23 protein-coding genes are annotated in these 21,225 nt (G+C 34.7%); 16 read left to right on the top strand and 7 right to left on the bottom strand.

Going from position 1 to position 21,225, the window contains the following annotated elements:
• The first annotated feature begins 56 nt into the window (after positions 1-56).
• From KQI71_RS10190 to KQI71_RS10160, 7 genes are all read left to right on the top strand, one after another.
• On the top strand, positions 57-599 hold the full coding sequence (locus KQI71_RS10190) for a 5-formyltetrahydrofolate cyclo-ligase (protein ID WP_216435940.1): 543 nt from the start codon (positions 57-59) through the stop codon (positions 597-599).
• A gap of 73 nt (positions 600-672) precedes the next feature.
• A complete protein-coding gene (locus KQI71_RS10185) occupies positions 673-1,842 on the top strand; it encodes a hypothetical protein (protein ID WP_216435938.1) in 1,170 nt (389 codons plus the stop codon).
• Between the two features lie 301 nt (positions 1,843-2,143).
• Positions 2,144-3,211, top strand: coding sequence for an FAD:protein FMN transferase (locus KQI71_RS10180; protein ID WP_253288034.1), 1,068 nt, complete (start codon positions 2,144-2,146; stop codon positions 3,209-3,211).
• Positions 3,212-3,228: 17 nt separating this feature from the next.
• A complete protein-coding gene (locus KQI71_RS10175) occupies positions 3,229-4,929 on the top strand; it encodes an FMN-binding protein (RefSeq protein WP_216435936.1) in 1,701 nt (566 codons plus the stop codon).
• A 13-nt stretch (positions 4,930-4,942) separates the two neighbouring features.
• Positions 4,943-5,362: an FMN-binding protein gene (locus KQI71_RS10170; RefSeq protein WP_216435934.1), complete on the top strand. Its 420-nt coding sequence runs from the start codon at positions 4,943-4,945 to the stop codon at positions 5,360-5,362.
• A gap of 1 nt (position 5,363) precedes the next feature.
• A complete protein-coding gene (locus KQI71_RS10165) occupies positions 5,364-6,209 on the top strand; it encodes a 4Fe-4S binding protein (protein WP_216435932.1) in 846 nt (281 codons plus the stop codon).
• Positions 6,210-6,416: 207 nt separating this feature from the next.
• The gene (locus tag KQI71_RS10160; RefSeq protein WP_216435930.1) at positions 6,417-8,243 is read left to right on the top strand and encodes a hypothetical protein; all 1,827 of its coding nucleotides are present in this window, start codon (positions 6,417-6,419) and stop codon (positions 8,241-8,243) included.
• Positions 8,244-8,338: 95 nt separating this feature from the next.
• Here KQI71_RS10160 and KQI71_RS10155 read toward each other — a convergent pair whose 3' ends face one another.
• Both KQI71_RS10155 and KQI71_RS10150 read right to left on the bottom strand, forming a co-directional pair.
• Positions 8,339-9,412: an undecaprenyldiphospho-muramoylpentapeptide beta-N-acetylglucosaminyltransferase gene (locus tag KQI71_RS10155; protein WP_216435928.1), complete on the bottom strand. Its 1,074-nt coding sequence runs from the start codon at positions 9,410-9,412 to the stop codon at positions 8,339-8,341.
• Positions 9,412-9,675 (bottom strand): TIGR03905 family TSCPD domain-containing protein, encoded by a 264-nt coding sequence (locus KQI71_RS10150; RefSeq protein WP_216435926.1) that lies wholly within the window; start codon positions 9,673-9,675, stop codon positions 9,412-9,414. Before KQI71_RS10150 ends, KQI71_RS10155 begins: the two co-directional genes overlap by 1 nt.
• Positions 9,676-9,847: 172 nt before the next feature.
• Between KQI71_RS10150 and KQI71_RS10145 the strand changes: the two genes are divergently transcribed.
• The 5 genes from KQI71_RS10145 (at position 9,848) to KQI71_RS10125 (ending at position 13,229) form a co-directional block, all read left to right on the top strand.
• Positions 9,848-10,279: a PTS sugar transporter subunit IIA gene (locus tag KQI71_RS10145; protein WP_216435925.1), complete on the top strand. Its 432-nt coding sequence runs from the start codon at positions 9,848-9,850 to the stop codon at positions 10,277-10,279.
• 54 nt (positions 10,280-10,333) lie between these two features.
• Entirely contained in the window at positions 10,334-11,026 is a 693-nt protein-coding gene (locus tag KQI71_RS10140) for a 5'-methylthioadenosine/adenosylhomocysteine nucleosidase (RefSeq protein ID WP_216435994.1), read from the top strand.
• Positions 11,027-11,101: 75 nt separating this feature from the next.
• Positions 11,102-11,791, top strand: a complete 690-nt coding sequence (locus tag KQI71_RS10135; RefSeq protein WP_216435923.1) for a hypothetical protein — start codon at positions 11,102-11,104, stop codon at positions 11,789-11,791.
• 52 nt (positions 11,792-11,843) lie between these two features.
• A complete protein-coding gene (locus KQI71_RS10130) occupies positions 11,844-12,650 on the top strand; it encodes a delta-lactam-biosynthetic de-N-acetylase (protein WP_216435920.1) in 807 nt (268 codons plus the stop codon).
• 66 nt (positions 12,651-12,716) lie between these two features.
• Positions 12,717-13,229: a dUTP diphosphatase gene (locus KQI71_RS10125; RefSeq protein ID WP_216435918.1), complete on the top strand. Its 513-nt coding sequence runs from the start codon at positions 12,717-12,719 to the stop codon at positions 13,227-13,229.
• A 409-nt stretch (positions 13,230-13,638) separates the two neighbouring features.
• Here the strand turns inward: KQI71_RS10125 and KQI71_RS10120 are convergent, their stop codons facing one another.
• From KQI71_RS10120 to KQI71_RS10105, 4 genes are all read right to left on the bottom strand, one after another.
• Positions 13,639-14,052, bottom strand: coding sequence for a hypothetical protein (locus tag KQI71_RS10120; protein ID WP_216435916.1), 414 nt, complete (start codon positions 14,050-14,052; stop codon positions 13,639-13,641).
• Between the two features lie 100 nt (positions 14,053-14,152).
• Positions 14,153-14,860 (bottom strand): DUF4367 domain-containing protein, encoded by a 708-nt coding sequence (locus KQI71_RS10115; protein ID WP_216435914.1) that lies wholly within the window; start codon positions 14,858-14,860, stop codon positions 14,153-14,155.
• Positions 14,850-15,407, bottom strand: coding sequence for an RNA polymerase sigma factor (locus tag KQI71_RS10110; RefSeq protein WP_216435912.1), 558 nt, complete (start codon positions 15,405-15,407; stop codon positions 14,850-14,852). The genes KQI71_RS10115 and KQI71_RS10110 overlap by 11 nt, the downstream gene beginning before the upstream one ends.
• Positions 15,408-15,505: 98 nt before the next feature.
• Complete coding sequence (locus KQI71_RS10105; protein ID WP_216435910.1) at positions 15,506-15,769, bottom strand: hypothetical protein; 264 nt, start codon at positions 15,767-15,769, stop codon at positions 15,506-15,508.
• Positions 15,770-15,924: 155 nt separating this feature from the next.
• On the opposite strand from KQI71_RS10105, the gene KQI71_RS10100 reads away from it, so the two are divergent.
• The gene (locus KQI71_RS10100; protein ID WP_216435908.1) at positions 15,925-16,980 is read left to right on the top strand and encodes a PTS transporter subunit IIC; all 1,056 of its coding nucleotides are present in this window, start codon (positions 15,925-15,927) and stop codon (positions 16,978-16,980) included.
• Here KQI71_RS10100 and yyaC read toward each other — a convergent pair.
• Positions 16,977-17,534 carry a spore protease YyaC gene (yyaC, locus tag KQI71_RS10095; protein WP_216435906.1) on the bottom strand — a complete coding sequence of 186 codons (558 nt, stop codon included), beginning with the start codon at positions 17,532-17,534 and terminating at the stop codon, positions 16,977-16,979. The two genes, KQI71_RS10100 and yyaC, sit on opposite strands and share 4 nt — an antisense overlap.
• Before the next feature lie 158 nt (positions 17,535-17,692).
• Between yyaC and KQI71_RS10090 the strand changes: the two genes are divergently transcribed.
• The 3 genes from KQI71_RS10090 to KQI71_RS10080 all read left to right on the top strand — a co-directional run bounded on the left by KQI71_RS10090 (position 17,693) and on the right by KQI71_RS10080 (position 20,727).
• On the top strand, positions 17,693-18,847 hold the full coding sequence (locus KQI71_RS10090) for a LysM peptidoglycan-binding domain-containing protein (protein ID WP_216435904.1): 1,155 nt from the start codon (positions 17,693-17,695) through the stop codon (positions 18,845-18,847).
• 113 nt (positions 18,848-18,960) lie between these two features.
• Positions 18,961-20,157: a DUF5711 family protein gene (locus tag KQI71_RS10085; RefSeq protein ID WP_216435903.1), complete on the top strand. Its 1,197-nt coding sequence runs from the start codon at positions 18,961-18,963 to the stop codon at positions 20,155-20,157.
• Positions 20,158-20,172: 15 nt separating this feature from the next.
• The gene (locus tag KQI71_RS10080) at positions 20,173-20,727 is read left to right on the top strand and encodes a CvpA family protein (RefSeq protein ID WP_216435900.1); all 555 of its coding nucleotides are present in this window, start codon (positions 20,173-20,175) and stop codon (positions 20,725-20,727) included.
• Positions 20,728-21,225: the final 498 nt, after the last annotated feature.

Raw genomic sequence — 21,225 nt, 5'->3', positions numbered from 1 at the left:
GATTCTTTTTTGTATATATGAAAAATGCTTGATGAAGAAAGGAACCATTAGAGAAAATGACAAAACAGGAAGCAAGAAAAATCATCAAAGAAAGAAAACAGCAGCTTTCTGATGATTATAAAAAACAGGCAGATAAAGATATTTTTCAACGATTAATAGATAGCAAGGAATATAAGAATGCAAAAACTCTATTTTGCTATGTCAGTATGAAAAATGAGACGGATACATGGATGTTCATTCGCAGGGCATTGGAAGATGGGAAAGTTGTTGGAGTTCCAATCTGTATTGGAAAAGGAATAATGGAAGTAAGAGAAATTCATAGTTTTTCAGACCTTAAGGAAGGCGCATATGGAATTATGGAGCCAAAGGATGACTGCAGAACAATGGATAAGAATGAATTTGAACTTGGAATCATACCATGTGTTTCCGCAGATCGACAGAGGAAGAGACTTGGACATGGAGCTGGATATTATGATCGTTATTTGCAAGGAACAGATTTCTTTAAAATTATGATATGCTGGGAAGAACTTCTTTTAGATGAGATACCGGTAGATACACATGATATTGTCATGGATCGATTGATTACAGAAAAAAATTAATTGTATGAGATATTTTCAGAGAGAAGATTGTATAAAAGATAGAGAGGTATTTCGTTGGGAAAGGAGAAACTAAATGAAGAAAATATGGAAGAAGATCGCAAGAGTTGTGCTGGCTTTGGGAATTGGTCTTATTATGGCATTATCATCTGCCAAAGTAAAGGCATCAACATCATCTGTAATACAGAAGGTAAAGACGAAGAATTGTAAAAAGAATGTTATGCCAGAAGAGTGGAATCAAAAAGAAATAAAAGCTTATCAGTTTGACACAGAAGAAGCAACTGTTTATCTTCTCACTGGTGGAATTAAATATTATAATAAGAACTTTAAAGCAAACAATCAGCTTGTTAAAATTATGGTTATGGATGATGGCTATTTGAATTTTTCGTTAGAGTGTGGGGGAAAATCAAAGATCTATTTTTATGATAGTAATATGAAAATAAAAACCCAGGGTACAGCATCGGAAGGAATTGAATATATGACTAGAGTAAAAGCTGGGGATGTATTTTATACCAGAATTCCGAAAGGACAGGAAGCTTATCTTGCATCTTGGGTATTAAAAGACAGTTTTGGAAAACTTTCTCAAAATAAAACATATATTCAAAAAGGAACGGGATCTTATACTTATCATGCATTTAAAGTAAAAGATCGTGCACTGGTTAGTTTTGAAATAGATTCTGTATATCAAAAAGGTGATACTTTTGTAAAAATTGAAAAGAAGAAGAAGGGAAAATGGCAAAAGATTGGAAGTACAGGAAAAGTTAAAGGTGGAAAATCTTCAGATGACCAGATTTATTATGCTCTTTCTGGGGGAGAGTATCGTTTATGCTTAAAATCACCATCATCACAGGCTGTATCTGTTAGTTATGAAAAAGAAAGTTATAAAAAGAAGGCGGTTGTATATAAAAAATCAAAAGCTAAAAATATTAAAAACGAAGATGGAACAGATGAAATTTATACACAAAATGAAAAGGCATCGAGATGGTATAAGATAACGGTTCCGTCAAAAAAAGTTAGATATGTATTAAATTTTGAAAGTGGAACAATGACAGGTGGGTTTGACTTTACTGTTTATAAAAAAGGAAGAAAGAAATCAATAAAAACCATAAAGGTTAGAAAATTTGATGAAAAAATGATAAAGCTCCCAAAGGGAAAGTCTACTTATTATATTAAAGTTTCTAAAAATGGAAAATCAACAAATGGTTATTATGGATTGTCATTTTTTAAGTGGCAAAACGGAAACTAATGATAAAGATCATATGTATGTTCACAGATATTTAAGCGTTTCTCTCTCAGTTTTTTTGAGAGAGAAACGTTTCTTTTTTTATATTATATTTTATCATAAAAAACTTAATTATATTTTGAGTCAAAAAGATAATGAGAAAAAATCGCAATAAGATAACTTGTAATAAGAAAGAATTTTCGATAATATATTAGTTAGCATTTGCTAACTAAATAAACACAGGGTAAAAGGTTGACAATGAGAATATTGTTCGGCCTTAAACTTATGGGAAAAAAGATATTTTAGCTTATATTTGGAGGCAATCATGAAAATAAAAATAAGAAAATGTGCAGGCATTCTTATGTTGTGGATTATGTGCATTTTTGTACTAACTGGTTGTGAGCAGAATCAGAAAAAACAGGCAGTAACAGAGAAAAAAACCAGTGAAGAAGAAGCTTCTATTGATGTATTTGCAATGGATACTTATATGACTTTAAAAGCATATGGTAAAAATGCAAAATCTGTTTTGGAAGATGCAAAGGCCGAAATTCAGAGGCTTGATCAGCTATGGTCCGTCGGGAATAAAAAAAGTGAGATTTATCAGTTGAATCAGAAAAAGAAGTTAAAAGTATCAGAAGAAACTTTAAATTTGATTGAGTATGGAAAACGGATGAATCAGGTAACAGGAAAAGCATTTGATATTACAATTTATCCATTGATGGATCTTTGGGGATTTACAACAGAAAAATATAAGGTTCCAACAGATGAAGAAATTAATGAAATTCGGGAAAATCAGATGGGAACACAATATATAAAAATTAATAAAAAAAGCCGTGTTGTTACATTGGAACATGGGATAGAGATTGATCTTGGTGGAATTGCCAAGGGATATACTTCTCAAAAGATAGCAGAGCTGATGGAAAAAGAAGGAGTCAAACATGGTGTGATTAGTCTTGGTGGAAATGTTCAATCAATTGGAACAAAAACAGATGGAAGCCGTTGGAAAGTAGGAATTCAGTCACCGGATGATTCAATGGAAATGGTTGGAGCTTATCAATCAAAGGGAGAGTCTGTCATCACATCTGGTGCTTATGAGCGTTATTTTGAAAAGAATGGTACGGTTTATCATCATATTTTAGATCCTTCTACAGGAAAACCATCTAGAAAGAATCTAACATCTGTAACAATCATTAGTAAAAATGGAACGTTGGCAGATACATTGTCTACATCTTTGTTTATTATGGGAAGAGATAAAGCAATCCAATTTTGGAGAAACCACTCCAAGGAGTTTCAAATGATCTTGGTTGATCAAAATGATAAAATTTATATTAGCCAAGGAATTCAAAAATATTTTACTTCTGATTATAACTATACTGTTGTGAAAGATAAATAGAAAGTGAAGAGAGGAATATGAGACATATTGAATTGTTGAAAAAAGTTAATTTTATTCAGTTTGTACCAGCCATTTTTGTTATAAGTTTGGTAGGAAACAGTATTTTTGGTTATACAGCACCGAAGGTTAAAAAATCCAATCCAAACGCCCAAACAAAGCAGGTGGAAGCAGCAACAACCACCGCAAAGAAGAAAGCGAAAAAAGCAAAAGTAGGAGATATTGACTTAAGTAAAATTAAAGATGGAACATATCATGGTGAAGCCAATGGATATCGTGGAAAAGTAAAAGTTGCAGTAACCGTAAAATCGCATAAAATTACTGCAATCAAGGTATTAAGCAGCTCTGATGATGCAGCCTTTTTCAATCGTGCATCTGCTGGTGTGATTAAGAGTATTCTTGCAAAACAGTCATTAAAAGTGGATGTAGTTAGTGGGGCAACTTATAGTTCTAATGGAATTATTAAGGCTGTAAAAAATGCATTAACCGGAGAAACTGATAAATCTTCTGTAAAAGCAGCAGCGAATTCTGGTTCAAAAGGTTCTGCTGCAAGCGCTGGTAAAGTAAAAGAGTCCGGTACATATAAAGATGGAACATTTACAGGGTCTGCAAGTGGATATCACGGAACGGTAAAGGTTGAGGTAACAATCAAGAATGGAAAAATTACAGCAATTAAGGTCTTAGAGAGTCATGATGATGCTGCATATTTTAACCGTGCAAAAGGAACGCTGCTTCCATTAATGATCAAGAAACAGACAACAAATGTGGATGCGGTTAGTGGAGCAACTTATAGTTCGAACGGAATTATTAAGGCAGTTCGAAACGCACTAAGTAAAGCTGCTGTTGATGGTTCAGTTGTAGGTAATGATTCCGATAGTGCAAGTGATAGCTCTTCCAATCATAATAACAACAATAGCAATCAACATAAAAATAATATTCCAAATGTTTCTGGAACTTATAAAGATGGTGTTTATGAAGGCACAGGAAAAGGGTTCCGTGGAAATATTACTGTAAAAGTTACGATTAAGTACAGTAAGATTGTAGCTATTTCGCTTGTGAAAAATGAAAAAGATGATAAGCAGTTCTTTGAGAAGGCGTGGGCGGAGGTACCATATAGTATTATTGCTTTACAATCCGCAAATGAGAATAAAGTAGATGCAGTTAGTGGAGCAACCTATAGTTCTCATGGAATTATGGCAGCAGTTCGGAATGCACTGACAAAAGCTTTATCAAAGAAAGACGATCATAAAAAAAATAATAACGATAACAACAAAAACGACAATAGCAACAATAACAACAATAATAACAAAAACGACAACAACAATAATAACAAAAACGACAATAATAACAATAATAACAAAAACGACAATAATAACAAAAACGACAATAATAACAATAATAATCAACCAGATTCTGATGGTACTGTTTATACAGCAAAAGCAGTTTGTGTTCCAGATGAAGAGCTGGATTTTCGCCGATATAATCTGACAATCAATGTTCCGGTATCTACAGATGGGGTGATTGATTTTGATAAGATCACAGCTTCTGGAGATGGAGCATCTTATAACAATGAGTATATTCAATTTGCAAGAAATGGAATTATTAAACAATTGAAATCTGGTATGAAAATTGAAGATTGTGATGTTGTCAGTGGAGCAACCTGTTCTTCAAAAGCAATCAAGGAAGCTTACCAAGACGTTATACAACAGATGGAAAAATAGGGGATAGCATAAGATGAAAATTCAATTGAAAAATTATAAACATTTTATTATGCGCTTGTGTAATCTTGCTTTGATTCTTTGTATTTGTTTGGTTTATCATAATATTGCATTAGTGCGTGCACAGAAAGAAGCGAAAATTGAAGCTGAAAATCAGAAACTTTCTGCTGCCTATAAAGATGGTATTTATGAGGGAAGCGGACAGGGATATGGAGGAACCATTGTCGTTCGTGTTACGATTAAAGGAGGAACTATTTCAGATATTAAGATTAAAGAGGCAAAAAATGAAGATCCTGCTTATTTAGATAATGCAAAAAAGATCATGGAGACAATGAAAAAGAAACAAACAGCTAATGTTGATGTAGCCAGCGGAGCAACTTATAGTTCGAAGGGAATTATTACAGCGGTGCAGAATGCATTAAAGGAGGCGTCATAAAATGAAAAAAAGAGATCTTAGACGCCTTACAAGACAAATGATACAAATCGTATTTTTCCTTTGGATGCCGGCTCTTTATACATCCGCATTTTCAGGAGTACGGTATGTGATTGAAAAAATCCGTGCGGGACAGCCAATTGAACAAAATGCGTTTCTTGTGATGTTCATTGCGTTATGTGGTTTTACCATTTTATTTGGAAGATTTTTTTGTGGATATGCGTGTGCATTTGGTACATTGGGAGATGGAATGTTTGCTCTTTCCCAGTGGGTTCAGAAGAAATTAAAAAGAAAGAAGAAACTTCCGTGGTTTTCAGCGGAAACCGGAAGAAAACTTCAAAAAATAAAATATGTGTTATTAATTGTCCTAATGCTGATTTACGGGTTAGGATTTACAAAAAAATTCCATGGAACCAGTCCTTGGGAAGTTTTTTCCATGTTGTACACAGGAAAGATCCCAGATGTCGGTTATCTGACGGGATGGGTGATCTTTGTACTGATTCTGGTGGGTATGTGCTTTAAAGAAAGATTTTTCTGCCAATATCTTTGTCCTATGGGAGCAATTTTTGCATGGCTACCAGTTCTTCCGTTTTCTGTTCTTGATAGAGATCGAAGCAGCTGTATTCCAAAATGTCGTGCATGCGAGATGAAATGTCCTGTTGATTATCAAATCAAAAGGGATCAAAAAAATGGCGGAGAATGCATTCATTGCCTTCAGTGTGTGGATGTTTGTCCCAAACAAAATATTCATCTCGGTTTAGGAAAACGATGGAAGGGCAGTGAATTACTGTTTGTTTTTGTAAAACTTATATTGTTTATTGCGCTGTGTCTTTTTGCGCAGAGTTTGTAAAATAAAAAAGTGTGGCATCCAATCTGGATGCTTGCTTTTAACAATGAAGTTAGTCTAAACAAACTATCGTTATTCCCTGAAATTGTAAAAATATGATCGATATCTCTGATAAGGTTTTATCAGGATAAAGATAAATATGTATGTAGGCATTTCCGTACTTTATGCCGAAGTACAAGGCACAATGATTTATTTTTAAAGGAGGTTCACATGAGAAGAACAACAATGTGGAAAAAGAGTCTTACAGTAGCACTTGCAGCAGCAATGATGACAGGTCCGGTTTCAATACCGGCTGTATTTAACAGCAGTGTGGCAATTGTAAAGGCAGAAGAGACTCAGACATCAGGATTAAAGGATCCAAAAACATTAAAAGCAGTTGACGGTTATTATTATGCGACGGTCAACATGGAGTATGCAGATTATTACTATGGAGAAGTCAATAGGACAGTGAATATCACAAGTCTTGATTTATCCAAAGGTGATATTGTAGATGCAAAATATGCAGGTGGATCCTATGACGCTGTTACATCTGCGACTACAACAAAATCCAAAGGGTTTCCAACAACTTATTATACAGAGAATGTAAAGAATAATGAAACTGGGGATGAGGCAACGGGTGTTAATATTAATGGCATTGCAGATGTACAAATTCGTATTCCAGTAGCTTTATATCAAGCGTATTATAATGCTTATACTCAAAATAAAGATAAAAATTTATCGGTATATCAATATCTTGCAAATGCAAAATTCTCGGACAGTGCGTTTGATGAATATAAAGAATTAAATGGAGATGGAACATTTAAAGCCACAACTTCTACATCAGAAGTAAAATCAGAAGTAACAGCAGCGATTACTTCAACTTCTAACTGGGGTAACTGGCAGATTTCTGTAGAAAATCTTCCTTCTTATGTTACAAAAAAAAGTATGGAAGGGGTTATTTTAGAAACTTCTGATGGAGAGAAATATGGTCTTCTTCATGAAGATAACTTATGGCTTCAGCCAAAAGAAATTTCTTTTGCAGCAAGAGAATTTACTGAACCTCATGGAAACCATGTGGCTTATGCACATACAAAGGGTCTGAATGGAAAGACAATTAAAAAAATTACTTATCTGTTAAGAAAGACGGATGCATATGAAGAAAAAGGAAGAGATGGAAGTATTACACAAGTACCAGCATGTGATGGAAAAGATCTTGTGATTCATACGAACCTTTATGTGAAACCATTGTTAAGCAAAAATCAGGAAATTACAGTATCTGAAGGAGCATATAGCGAAAGTGGAACAAAAGTAAAAGTTGATACTTCCAGAGCACCAAAAGATGCAAATTACAATCTTACAAAAGTAACAAAAGGAGCAGGAAGAGCTGCTCAGGTCATTGATCCAACATTGTATAGCTATAAAGATGGTATTCTTACTCTTGATAAGAGTCTTGAAATCGGAGATGATTATACAATCACTCTTGAATCTGAGAAATATGCTGATGTAAAACTTTCGGTATCTATTAAAAAAGCAACAGATATTTCTGTGGCCACATCATTAAGCATATCAAAAGTATATGGAGATAAAGCAATAGATCTTGGAGCAAAATCTGTAGAAGGAACAACTTTAAGTTATAAAACAAGCAATAAGAAAGTTGCAGATGTATCAGATCAGGGAGTTGTTACTATCAAAGGAACAGGATCTGCGACAATTACCGTGACTGCATTTGGTGAAGGCTTTTGCACAGAAACAAAGAAAGTAGCAATCAAGGTAGTACCAAAGAAACAGAATGTAAAAGTAAAGGCTGGTAAACAAAAATTAGATGTATCGTGGACAAAAGACAATCAGGCATCTGGATATCAGTTACAAGTTGGATTAAAGAGTAACTTCAAAGGCGCTAAGACTTATTCGGTGACAACTTATAAGACTTACAAGAAGACAATAAAGAGTTTAAAATCAAAAAAGAAATATTATGTAAGAGTACGTTCATATAAGAGCGTTGGAAAGACAAAATTGTATGGAGCATACAGTGCAGTGAAATCTATTACAGTAAAATAATGTAAAAAATAAAAAACATGCATGTTTATTGAATCTTTAACATCTAAGATACGGAAAAGAATAAAAAACATGCATGTTTTTATTGCATTATAAAATTAATTTTTCTTTGTAGCCAGTTCATTGGCAAGGTTTACGATGGTTTCAATTGGGTTTGCCAGTTCACTTTTGTTCATGGCTTCAATATATTTTTCACGATTATCGTAAACAGTGTTTACTGCATTTAATAAAGTCTGGCTTGTTACATCTTTTTCTTGTAAAACGTAGCTGTAACCTTGTTTTTCAAAGGATTGTGCATTGAGGATTTGGTCTCCACGGCTGGCATCTAATCCAAGAGGAATCAGGATGTTTGGTTTGCGTAATGCTAAAAGTTCACAAATAGCATTGGCACCAGCACGAGATACAACAATATCTGCACAGGCAAAATAGTGTTTCAGTTCTTTTTTTACATATTCAAATTGTTTGTAACCTCTGATATGTGACAGAGATTCATCTAAGTGATTACGTCCACATAGATGAATGATCTGATAGCGTTCTAGCAAGTCATTTAAGTTTGTGCGGATCGCATTGTTGATTGCTACAGAACCAAGACTTCCTCCAATAACAAGAAGCACAGGTTTTTCATCATTGAAATCGCAAAGAGATAAACCAGTTTCTTTCTTTCCCTGGAAGAGTTCCTCGCGAATTGGTGATCCGGTAAGGACAGCTTTTCCCTCTGGTAGATGAGAGATAGTTTCCGGGAAGTTACAGCATACTTTACTGGCACTTGGAATGCTTAGTTTGTTGGCAAGTCCTGGAGTCATATCAGATTCATGAATGATAATTGGAATATGCAATTTTTTTGCTGCAATTACAACAGGAACTGTAACAAATCCTCCTTTGGAAAAAATAACATCTGGGTGTAGTTTTTTTAATATTTTTTTTGCTTCAAAATATCCTTTTAATACGCGGAAAGGATCACTGAAGTTTTTTAAATCAAAATAGCGGCGTAATTTTCCGGATGATATTCCATAGTAAGGAACGCCGATATCACCAATCAGTTTTTTCTCCATACCGTTATAGGAACCGATGTAAGAAATATCAAATCCTTCATCGATTAGTTTTGGAACGAGAGCCATATTTGGCGTTACATGACCGGCTGTACCACCTCCGGTTAATACGATTCGCTTCATTATGCAGCACCTCCTGAAGGATGTTCTTCTTTATACAATTTTAATGCTCTGGAAAGCTGGTCTGGACAGGATGTACCACGGAATCCGCAAGGAATACCGGAAAGTTTTTCAATAACTTCGTCAATTGGACGACCGATTGCAAGGGCTGCAACACCGGCAGTATTTCCCATACATCCGCCTTGGAATTTTACATCTGTCAGGATACCATTTTCTATTTCAAATTCAATGGCACTGGAACAAGTACCTTTTGTCTTATAAATCATAATTCCCTCCTGTTAACATTGTTTCATGCTATGTCTCATTATAGCCCATCAGGGAACATGCGTCCAGTGGGCAATTTTGAAATGTTTCATGGCAGTTGTGCTGGTTTGTTTATTTTCTGCATGGTAAAATAAATATAAGAAAAAATATGAAAGAAGAAAAGGGGGAAACAGCATGAGTCGTGTATTTCATTCGGATAGTATTTTATTAAATCAGGCATTTGAGGATAAGATTTCAGCAATAAAAAAAGCAGGAGAAATTCTTATAGATCTGGGATGTATTCAATCAGAGTATATAGATTCGATGATAGAAAGAGATGAAAAGATTTCTGTATATATAGGAAATGGAGTTGCAATTCCGCATGGAATGGCAGGATCTGAAAAATATATTAAGGCTTCCGGAGTATCTTTTATTCAAGTTCCTAAAGGAGTATCTTTTGGGCCAGATAAGATAGCTTACCTTATTATTGGAATTGCTGGAGTTGATGAGGAACATTTAGAAATTCTTGCAAAATTGGCTATCACATGTTCTGATATGGAAAAAATAGAAAAGCTGCGTGTTGCAAAAACAAAAGAAGAAGTTTTAGAAATCTTGTCTGATCTATAAAATTTGTGGTATGCTGACAGAGAGAAAAAGACATCAGGAGGAAAAGAAATTATGATCATTGGAATTATTGGAGCTATGGAAGAAGAAGTCAGCACACTGATTGAGTCCATGGAAGAAAAAGAAAAAAGCAGTTTTGCAGGAATGGACTTTTATAAAGGAATTTTGCGCAAAAAAAATGTTGTAATTGTGCAGAGCGGAATTGGAAAAGTTAATATGGCGATCTGTACACAGATTCTTGTAGATAAATTTCAAGTGACACATTTAATTAATACCGGGGTAGCCGGAGGATTATATAAAGACATTGAAGTTGGAGATATTGTAATTTCAAGCGATGCTGTTCAGCATGATATGGATGCTACAGGATTTGGATATGAGCCAGGTGTAATTCCAAGAATGGAAACATCTATTTTTGAGGCAGATAAAGGGCTGATTTCTATTGCAGAAGAAGTATGCAAAGAGGTAAATCCAGAAATTCAGTGCTTTACTGGACGTGTAGTCAGTGGAGATCAGTTTATTTCAGATAATGAAAAGAAACATCAGCTGATCTCACAATTTGGCGGATATTGTGCAGAAATGGAAGGTGCATCTATGGCACAGGCTGCTTATCTGAATCATATTCCATTTATCGTTTTACGTGCAATTTCTGATAAGGCAGATCAGGAAGCAACCGTAAGTTATGAGGAATTTGAAAAAGCAGCAATCAAACACATTGTTCGTCTGGTTCTTGGTATTTTAGACAGAGAATAATCGAACTTTGTAAGATGATTTTTCTTAAGTTTCCATAGGGACTCTTTTATAATGATAACAAAAGGAGATGTGGATATGGAAATCTTAAAGGAAACATTTTTTATTCAGGGGCTGGCATCGGCACTGGTGATTGCATTACTTGTAAAATTGATTGTATTTAGAAGTTATCACCGTTTATTGTCAGCTGCAAATGATATGGACAAGCCGAAACGGCACTGGATCGGAATACTGAAGAAGAAATTTGAAAATTACTATCAACTCAATGCGAAGATACATAATGCTTCTTGCATCGTTGATCAGTATTTTGAAAATCATCGGATCTTTGGTATTCCGGTTTCTTTTTGGGAACAAATACCGGGATTTTGTGGTATTTTATGTATGCTGCTTGGATGCCTTGGTGCGATACGAGGAATGATAGAAGGAATCGATTTCTTTTTATGGTTTCGAAGTTTAATGATCAGTGTGTCTGTTGGCTTTTTAATTTTTATGATCGATAATCTTTTCCTTCTAGATCATTTGAAAAAAAGAATACGGAGCACTTTGATTAATTATCTGGAAAATATTTTACCCAATAGAGTGAATAAGGCGGAAGGAAAGCGGGAGAAAGAGGAAAAACAACATATACGTCAGGAAAAAAGGAGTGCGCAAGAGAAAGAAGAAGCAGATGAGATTGTAGAAAAATGGAGCCAGATTGCAAGTACTAGAGAACTGGAGCTTACGAAGGAAGATATAGAAACATTAAAAGATTTTATAAACGACTTATAAAGCACAAGGAGAATCATAGAATAATATAGAAAAAGAAAGAATGGGTTTTTCTATGAAATATGTGGTTTTTCAGATTTTCTTAGTTGCCATGCTATTTGGAGGATGTGCGCAGCCGAGGATAGTATCAACGGAAGAAACTGTGATTCAAACGGTTGGCACAAAGGTTCAGGGAACCGAGGGATGGTGGATCAAAAGAAATGAAAATCATCAAACACCGGAGGCATCAGATAAGATTGATCTTTCTAAATATGATGCTTATTATGTAGATCCAAAAGCAGATAAGAAAAAATGTATTTATCTGACATTTGATTGTGGTTATGAAAATGGATTTACTCCAAAAATTCTGGATGTATTAAAGAAAGAAAAAGTACCAGGGGCTTTTTTTGTTACCAAACCTTTTATCCGAGAAAATAAAGATCTTGTCAAACGAATGAAGAAAGAAGGGCATATTGTTGGAAATCATACGGTTCATCATAAAAGTATGCCATCTCTTACCGATAGAGATAATAAGCAAGAAATTAATGATTGTGCAGAATATTGTAAAGAGGCAACAGGTTATGCGATGGATCATTTTTTTCGACCGCCAATGGGAGAATACAATGAGAGAACTTTAAAACTTACAAAGGAAATGGGATATAAGACTATTTTCTGGAGTATGGCATATCTTGATTATGATGTTAATAAACAGCCGGGAAAAGAGTATGTAGTGCAGCATTTTGAAAAATATTCCCATAATGGAGCCATTCCGTTGATTCATAATGTATCAAGTTCGAATGCACAGGCATTAGGTACAGTGATATCAAATTTGAAAAAAGAAGGCTTTCAATTTCTTTCGCTAAAAAACCTTCCAGACTATTGAATCTGTGGGAAGTGTCTGATAAAATATTCTGGAACTACAGAAGAACAGTACAAGACAGGAGCGTTTATGAATAAGATTGCACAGTTTCATAAGGTAAGCTTTGCTCAGTTTGAGGAAAGCTGGAAGGATAGTTTTCCGGATACAACATCCGATGAAATTAGAAAAATTTATGATGAAATCAAGCTGCCTTGCAGAGCAACAAAGGGATCTGCAGGATATGACTTTTTCAGTCCTATTGATTTTACTTTAAAACCGGGAGAAACAATTAAAATTCCGACAGGGATTCGTGTATTTATTGAACCAGATTGGGTATTAAATATTTTTCCGAGAAGCGGGCTTGGATTTAAATTCCGTCTTCAGATGAACAATACTGTTGGAATTATTGATAGTGATTATTTTAATTCTGATAATGAAGGGCATATTTTTGTGAAATTAACGAACGATACAAATGAAGGAAAAACAGTTTCTGTTGCAAGAGGAACTGGTATGGTTCAGGGAATCTTTATGCAGTATGGAATTACAATTGATGATAATGTCGTACAAATAAGAAATGGCGGCTTTGGCAGTACAACAAAATAATGAAAAAAGAGCTGGGGTTTTTGTATATAAAAACTCTGGCTTTTTTCCCAGAGAAGAGATTTAATTTTGAATATGCATATCTTTTACGGGAATGAAATATGAGAAGGATTTTCCCGAACAAAGAGATATTCAGCATGTCCTGCTAAAAACTTTTGTTCGCCTCCATTCCGCAGTAAATTTTAGGGATACGAAAATGGTATAGTTTCTAATTTATAGGTTGCATTGTTTGTTAGTAACTGGGAAAATCCCTCTCACTATATAAACGTTATAAAGTGAAAAAACAGGAACAAAAAACGGAAAAAAATAAAAAATTAACGAAAAAAAGACAGAGGAATCTGTCTTTTTTAACGAGTAAGGATCTTTAAAATGAAAATTAATATAGTTATCGTGTAATTAAAAACATTGCAGATTATTTATATTTATTTTTGTAAGTAAAAGTATCGCTGTTAATTTTCTTACCACCTTTTGATTTATAAATGGTAACGGTACTGTAAACACGATAGGTATACCCTTTGGTGACATAATAAGAGCTGCTAAATGCATTAGTTCCAGTATCACCATGAGTACCACTTGCTAAAGTATGCCAAGAACCGTTAGAATAACGCTGGAGTTTCATATTAATTTTTGAATAATAGCTTCCTTTGCTAGGAATTACAGTTGTATACGGAACAGCTTCTCCTAAAGTATAGAAGCTTAATCCTATATAAACACTGTCAAAACCTTTCCAGTCATTAGCAGCAGAAACGGGAATTGAGGCGATAGAAGAGATAGACAGCAAGATGCAGAGTGAACAGATAAGCATAAATTTTAAAAATTTTTTCATAAAAAATCCTTCCTATCCTTACTGCTCTTACAAAGTCATATTTGGATAAAAAGAAGCAAAAAAATAAGACCTCTTTTAAAGAAGTCTTATTAGAAAATACTTATTTAGTTATTTTGATGTTTTCGGCAATTTTTAACATCTCATTTTCATTTAAAGAAGATGAGATATTAAAAATAATATTTTGATTATACCAAAGAAATTTATTTGACTTACCTTTTATAAAATAGTAAGTCTTATTATTGTGATTTATTTTGGTATAGGATGATTTATTCATATTTTGATAAGTACTGTATTCTTGATCGGGTTGTAAGCATATATGAATGTATTTATTGGAATATTTTTTATAGTCATATATAACTTGTTTTTCTTTATGTAAATATTGTTCTTTTTCTAGTTTATACCCATCCGGTATATATCCAAATGTAAATTTTTCTTTCGTTTTGGAATCATCTTTTACATCAACTTTTGTTTTATCGTTTAAATTAGAACTACGGTTAAAAATAAAGTTTAAAACAGGTTCTCTAAAAGCTTTAACGTTCATAGCCGTGACCATGGCTATGCCGAGAACGATGACGAAAACAGCTGCGATTTTTTTTCCTAATTGCATGCGCTCCTTTCGCACCTCTTTTTGGTAGGCTTTTTTGAACATAGCCTGCATTTTGTCATCAAATTCTTTTGAAGGCTCCAATTCCGGAATATCTTCAAATTTTTGAACCTCTTCTTCGATATACTGCTTGCCGCCGTATTCGATCAGATGGTCCAAGAGTTGTTCTTGGTCGTCTGTTGTTTTGTTATTCTTATCGTTCATAGAAATCCTCTTTTCGAAACATCTTTCGCATTTCTTTCTTTGACTGGAAAATCCTTTTTCTTACTGCACGTTCAGAGATATGAAACATCTCTGCAATCTCCCTATGGTTAAATCCATATACGTAATAAAATAAGACCGTATCGCGTAATGTGGGTTTTAAGTGGGAAATTTTCTCTTTTAAAGATACCAGATTGATGTAACGCATATATGCATCCTCTGGATCTTTGAGATCATAATACTCACTGCAGTTGTCGAAGTCCAGAGACATATGAAAGTTTTTCTTTTTTTCTCTGCTCATTGAGTAAATCGTATTTCGAAGAATAGCATAAAGAAAAAAGATAACTTCATTTTCCGGAATTGTTAAAATTTTATCCGGATTGAGAATAATACTCTCAAAAACCTGCTGAACTGCTTCCTCTGCATCTTGTTGATTAGAAGTATATTTCATTGCGGTACAGTAAAGACGGTGAGCATGTTTTTCATAAATCAGAGCAATTTTTTCTGTAATCTCGTGACCGACAGGCTTCAGTGTTCGTCGTCGTTTCATAAACCCCTCTTTCGTTAAAAGTACGAATTGTAAGAAATGATTTCTTTATATGTTTAGTATACTCAAATATGATAAATATGTAAATATTTTTGACGAAATCATTCTTCAATTACCTGAATTTCAAGATAATCAAAATTGATTTCTTCTATAAAACAGTCGGAAGTAAAACGGGTTTTGCTGTGAAGAATAAAATCCTGTTTATTTGATTCCAGCCAGAGTGGTTTTTGAAGGTCAAATTCGTAACAGATTTCTTCTAATGCTTGGTAGACTTTTCTTGTACGATTCAGGTCATTGTCGATGCAAATAACTGTATCCTGAAGCATATGATTTTTCTTAAAAATTTTACCCCACATACGAAACATAAAGATGCCTGCTTTCCAAAATAATAAGTCAATAGTTTCCTGGGTTTAGTATAGAGTTATTTTGGATTGTTGTAAAGAAAAAAATTTGGAACTGGACAGACTTTTTGTAATCGTTTATGCTGGACAATAGAAAGGAATATACCGGAGGTATTAAAATGAAAATTTTTAAGAGGATCTTTGTGGATGGGCTGACCGGAATGACGCTTGGATTGTTTGCAACGTTAGTTATGGGAATTATTTTGCAGCAGATCGGCAGCTGGATTGGAAGTGCAGAAGGAACGATGATCATGACAATGGCAGCTCTTCTGAAAATGATGACAGGTGCGGGTATTGGTATTGGAGTTGCTAGCCGCCTGGAGGAACATCCGTTGATTGTTGTGTCAGCAGCTGCTGCTGGAATGGCAGGTGCTTTTGCCCCAGCCATTATTGCCGGATCACTTACTGTAAAAAGTGGATTACAGATTTCTGGTTATGGAGAACCATTGAGTGCGTTTCTTGCGGCTTATGTTGGAATTGAACTTGGACGTCTTTTTATTGGACGGACAAACCTTGATATTATTTTGTCACCGCTTGTAACAATAGCTGCCGGAAGTATTGTAGGACTTTTGGCAGGACCATATCTAACCCTTTTAATTGAAAAGATTAGTCATATGGTTCAGTGGGGAACGAAACAGGAACCATTTCTTATGGGAATGGTTGTTGCTGTTTTGATGGGCATGATCCTTACACTTCCATTTGGTGCATCAGCAATTGCAGTTAGTCTTCATTTGACTGGGATTGCAGCGGGAGCAGCGACGGTTGGCTGCTGTGTACAGATGGTTGGCTTTGCAGCAGCAAGTTATCGGGAAAATGGATTTGGAGGCATGCTTGCTCAGGGAATCGGAACACCGATGCTGCAGCTTCCTAATATTATAAGAAGACCATGGATTTGGCTTCCAACGATTTTAACAAGTGCCGTTTTGGGTCCAATATCAACACTTTTATTTAAAATGACGAATAGCGCAGCTGGTGCGGGTGTTGGAACTTGTGGGCTTCTTGGTCCATTTTCTGCATATCATTCGATGGTTTCTGCAGGGAGACCTGAGCTAGCTGCACTTATTATTGTCGTACTAATGTGTTTTGTAGCTCCGATTGTTGTTACTTACGTGATCGCAGAGGCAATGCGCAGATTAGGAGTTATCAAGGATAGAGACATGCAGATCGAGGTCTAGTATGGGCAGCATAAATGTTCAATTCCAGAAGAAATAAAAGATGCAAGTTCTACAACAATTTGAAGCCTTGTATTTTGAATCATTTCTTCATTAGAATGTGATGTGTGATTGACGATGCCAGTGATGGAAATATTTCCAATTGGCGGGAGATCTTTCGAAACTCCTTGCCCGGGAAACAGAGGAAGAGGAGAGAGTGTGATATATCCGACATGTTCTCTGCAGCCAAGACAAGCATCAATTGCGATAATAAAAGGCTGTTCGTGGGAGGTTTCAATTTTTTTAATTGTTTCATGGAGGTTTTGCGCATGGACTGGGTTTGATAGGCATCCATAAATCGTACAATCGGTAGAAGATAAACAGTGATTTTGTAAATATTGACCAACAAGGGGACCAAGACAGTCACCGGTAGCACGATCTGTGCCAATGCAGACAATGACCAGTGGCTGTGTTTTTTTGCGCCTTTTTTCCATTAGCGTCCGGAAATCGTTTTGGAATTCATAAAACGCCTGAACATCCGGCGGATAGTAGTATGAAATTGTATTAGAAAATAACATGAACAACCTCCTGTCTGGAATCATTTGTGTTCCTAGTTTATACAAAAGATAAAAAAATATGTAGAAAAAAAGAGCGTTTCCCTCGACGAGGTTTGATAAAAAAAAAGAATAAAGTGTGCTAACATCTTTTTATTATAAAGGAAAGGAAGGCATAACTTGTGAAAACAGAACAGCAGCTGCCAAAAAATATCCGTCAGATTGGAAGTCCGGCAGGGCACACAAAAGTTTATGTAGAGGATTATGTAATTACCTTCTTAAATGCACTCACCACAGATCATAATACATTTGTTCGTGGAGCCATTTTATTTGGTGAAAAGAAAAAAATAGGGAACGATACAATTATTTTTGTAAGAGGAGCCATTGAGGGACAGAATCTGGAACTGGATTTGGACGAAGCTGTTTTTGATGACAGAGTATGGAGAGAAATTTACCAGCAAAAAGACCGTTTTTTTGGGCAGATGGAAGTCATCGGCTGGGCATTATTGCGTATGGGATTTTCTGTTCGTTTAAATGACAAAATAAAAAAAACGCATTTTGAAAATTTTCCAGGGGATGGGAAAGTTTTATATATGATTGATCAATTGGAACAGGAAGATGCATTTTATGTATATCGTGGACAAGATCTTGTAAGGCAAAGTGGATATTATATATATTATGAAAAAAATCCGATGATGCAAAGTTACCTGATTGAGAGAAATGAACGTATCAAAGAAGTAAGATCTTATGAAAATATGATGGAAGCGAGAAGAGATGAAAAGGTGATTCGACAGTTTCGAGAACGAGTCATGGAAAAGACAAAATCGAGTCATCGGAAAGGAATGATTCGAAGGGTAGCATCAGCGGCAGTAATGGCAATCGTAATTGCAGCTGGGGGTGCGATGTATTATTATTCACAAAATCGTACAACGATTGATTTTCGTTCTATGGTTCAAGGTGCAGTAACAACAATGGGAATGGGAGTACATAAACAGATCGCTACAGAAAAAGAAAAAATGCCATCGACATTGCAAACACAAGAACAAAAAACAGAAACGACAACGACAACAGAGAAAAAGAAGGAAAAAACAACACAGGAAACGGAGAAAACGACACAAACGGTAAAACAAAGTACAACAGAACAGAGGAAGGTAAGGACTATAAGGAGAGAATGGGAAACTTATAGAGTACGGAAGGGAGATACACTTGTTTCTATTAGTAAAAGAAGATATGGGAATCAAAGAGCGATACAAAGGATTAGAGATTTAAATGGAATCGGTCCAAAAGAACAGATTTATCCGGGACAGAAATTATTATTGCCGAGTTATAGAAAATAACATCAGAAAAAAGAAAGATTTTCTTAAGATACCAGGACTTTACGAAGGCTTTTGGATAAGGTATACTAGATTTTAACAAAAAGCAGGGAATAAAAAAGTTGGAAGGGTGTTCTATGGAACAAAAGACGAAATCAGGATTTTCCCTTTATATAAACAGTAGTGAAAATGTAAAACATGCTGTTAGGGTTCAGCGCAGAAAGATGAAATATCGGAAAGCATTGTTAATTGCTTTAGTGATTGTCTGGATTTTTGGTCTATTTGCATATCGTTATCGAACATATCGGACAATGACCATTGAAAAGATATTAACAAAAGATATGGCTAATTCTGCAGGATCTTTTGCATATAAAAGTGGAACAATCTGTTATAGTGAAGATGGGATGTCATTTTTGGACAAGGATGGAAATGAAGAATGGAATCGTACATATTCTATAAAAAATCCTTTGGTTTCCTATCGGGGGAATTATTTAGCCGTTGCTTCAAAAAGCGGAAATGATGTTGTGTTGTTGACTCAGTCAGGACAGATGAAACAATTTAATGTTTCTTATCCAATCATTGATATAGAAGTGGCAAGTCAGGGAGTGGTTGCCTTGCTTCTCCAAGGGGAAGATGGAAATTATATTGAACTTTATGAAGGTGGTCGAAAAAAACTGGTAAGTATTAAGACAGCACCGGATGATAATGGGTATCCGATTGATATTGCGTTATCAAGTGATGGACAAAATCTTGCGGTAAGTTATTTGATTGTTGACGGAGTTAAAACAAAGAGCCGGGTTGCTTTTTATAATTTTGGAAATGAAGGAAAGGAAAAAGACGATCAGATGATCGGCTCTTTTGATTTCAATGATACGATTATACCAAAAGTTAGTTATATGGGAGACTCCAGACTTTGCGCAATTGGAGATCATCAGGTGATTATGTTTAAAGCCGGAAGAAATCCTTCAAAAAAACGAGAAGTGACATTAGATAAGATAGTAAAAAGTGTTGCGGTAAGTGATCGATATATGGTTCTTGTATTAGAAGATAAAGAAAAGTTGACCAAAAAAGGTCAGTATGAGATGGAAGTGTATAATCGATCAGGAAATAAAATTATGTCCAAAGAGTTTTCTTCAGAATATAATAAAATTGCAATTGGAAAAAGAGAAGTACTTTTTATTGGCAACTATCATTATGCAATCTTTAATTTTGCAGGACATAGAATGTTTAGAAAGAATTTTAAAAGAAGAGTTTTGGATATAGCACCAACTGGAAAAGCACGTAAGTATTTAATTTCATATGAGGATGAAATGGATTTGATTAGCTTACGCTAAGAAACGAGGTACATAATGGGAGAAATAATTTTAGCAGTTCTTGGGATTTATCTGTTGCTTCAGATTATTCTTGGATATCGAAGAGGTTTTTTAAAGGTACTGATGCGATTTGCTGCATGGATTTTGACATTTGCTATTTCTTATTATATTGCTGATTATATTAGACAGCCGATTGCAAAGATAATAGAAGCGCAGTATGGAAGTATTCTTGTAAAGGAAATTTCTTATGTGATTGCTTTTATTGCAGCATCTATTGTAATCCGCATCTGTTTTGGATTTGTGATTCATTTTATTAATAAGATTAGTTCTATACCAGGAGTTGGGTTTGTAAATAAACTAGCTGGAGCGATCCTTGGCTTTGCCAAAGGCTCTCTGGTAATCATGTTTTTGCTGTTTTTAGTAGCAATGATGCCAAAGATTGGATTGAATAAACAATATGAACAGATTACAGAAGGAAATGAAAAAATAGAAAAATTTCTTCAAAGTAATCCTTTTCTTCAGATGTTTGATCAGAAAATATCTGAAGAAAAGGAACATTTGCTGGAAGGAACACAAGGAGTATTCCGTTAATACGGAATACTTTTTTTATTGTAATGAAAATATAAGAAGAAAAATAAAAAAAGTTGAAAAAATAGTTGACAGAAAGATTCTGGTATGATATTATATCTAAGCTGTCTTCGAGAGACAGTAAGTCATCAAAAATGATTTTGAAAAGAATAAAAAAGTACTTGACAAAAGATACTAATGTTTGATATGATATAAAAGTTGCTGACAGAGATGATCAGAACATTATAAAATATCAAAGAAAAAGTTCTTGACAAATAAGAATAAAGATGATATGATATAAAAGTTGCTAACGATGGTAAATATCAAAAGCAAAAAATAAAAAAGTTCTTGACAAACAAAGAACAGAGTGATATAATAGAAAAGCTTCTTACACACAGAAGCAAATCACAGAACATTGACAACTGAACAATAAGACAACCTTGAAAATTCAATTGAATTTTTCAGACGATTTTAGTAAAAATCGACGAACGTTCTTTAAGAACAGTAATAACAAGGATAAAG

The organism is Anaerostipes sp. MSJ-23 (genome assembly GCF_018918155.1).
Classification (GTDB): Bacteria; Bacillota; Clostridia; order Lachnospirales; family Lachnospiraceae; genus Anaerostipes.
Note: the sequence above shows the minus strand (reverse complement) of the source record. Positions and strands in the feature narration are given on the sequence as shown.

Bases quoted from the DNA above. Each gene is read 5' to 3' on its own strand.
- KQI71_RS10100 (WP_216435908.1), top strand. From the start codon at position 15,925: ATGAAAATTTTTAAGAGGATCTTTGTGGATGGGCTGACCGGAATGACG.
- KQI71_RS10105 (WP_216435910.1), bottom strand. From the start codon at position 15,769: ATGTTTCGTATGTGGGGTAAAATTTTTAAGAAAAATCATATGCTTCAG.
- KQI71_RS10175 (WP_216435936.1), top strand. From the start codon at position 3,229: ATGAGACATATTGAATTGTTGAAAAAAGTTAATTTTATTCAGTTTGTA.
- KQI71_RS10145 (WP_216435925.1), top strand. From the start codon at position 9,848: ATGAGTCGTGTATTTCATTCGGATAGTATTTTATTAAATCAGGCATTT.
- KQI71_RS10165 (WP_216435932.1), top strand. From the start codon at position 5,364: ATGAAAAAAAGAGATCTTAGACGCCTTACAAGACAAATGATACAAATC.
- KQI71_RS10115 (WP_216435914.1), bottom strand. From the start codon at position 14,860: ATGAACGATAAGAATAACAAAACAACAGACGACCAAGAACAACTCTTG.
- KQI71_RS10135 (WP_216435923.1), top strand. From the start codon at position 11,102: ATGGAAATCTTAAAGGAAACATTTTTTATTCAGGGGCTGGCATCGGCA.
- KQI71_RS10125 (WP_216435918.1), top strand. From the start codon at position 12,717: ATGAATAAGATTGCACAGTTTCATAAGGTAAGCTTTGCTCAGTTTGAG.
- KQI71_RS10110 (WP_216435912.1), bottom strand. From the start codon at position 15,407: ATGAAACGACGACGAACACTGAAGCCTGTCGGTCACGAGATTACAGAA.
- KQI71_RS10085 (WP_216435903.1), top strand. From the start codon at position 18,961: ATGGAACAAAAGACGAAATCAGGATTTTCCCTTTATATAAACAGTAGT.
- KQI71_RS10080 (WP_216435900.1), top strand. From the start codon at position 20,173: ATGGGAGAAATAATTTTAGCAGTTCTTGGGATTTATCTGTTGCTTCAG.
- yyaC (WP_216435906.1), bottom strand. From the start codon at position 17,534: ATGTTATTTTCTAATACAATTTCATACTACTATCCGCCGGATGTTCAG.
- KQI71_RS10155 (WP_216435928.1), bottom strand. From the start codon at position 9,412: ATGAAGCGAATCGTATTAACCGGAGGTGGTACAGCCGGTCATGTAACG.
- KQI71_RS10150 (WP_216435926.1), bottom strand. From the start codon at position 9,675: ATGATTTATAAGACAAAAGGTACTTGTTCCAGTGCCATTGAATTTGAA.
- KQI71_RS10160 (WP_216435930.1), top strand. From the start codon at position 6,417: ATGAGAAGAACAACAATGTGGAAAAAGAGTCTTACAGTAGCACTTGCA.
- KQI71_RS10180 (WP_253288034.1), top strand. From the start codon at position 2,144: ATGAAAATAAAAATAAGAAAATGTGCAGGCATTCTTATGTTGTGGATT.
- KQI71_RS10170 (WP_216435934.1), top strand. From the start codon at position 4,943: ATGAAAATTCAATTGAAAAATTATAAACATTTTATTATGCGCTTGTGT.
- KQI71_RS10190 (WP_216435940.1), top strand. From the start codon at position 57: ATGACAAAACAGGAAGCAAGAAAAATCATCAAAGAAAGAAAACAGCAG.
- KQI71_RS10130 (WP_216435920.1), top strand. From the start codon at position 11,844: ATGAAATATGTGGTTTTTCAGATTTTCTTAGTTGCCATGCTATTTGGA.
- KQI71_RS10120 (WP_216435916.1), bottom strand. From the start codon at position 14,052: ATGAAAAAATTTTTAAAATTTATGCTTATCTGTTCACTCTGCATCTTG.
- KQI71_RS10185 (WP_216435938.1), top strand. From the start codon at position 673: ATGAAGAAAATATGGAAGAAGATCGCAAGAGTTGTGCTGGCTTTGGGA.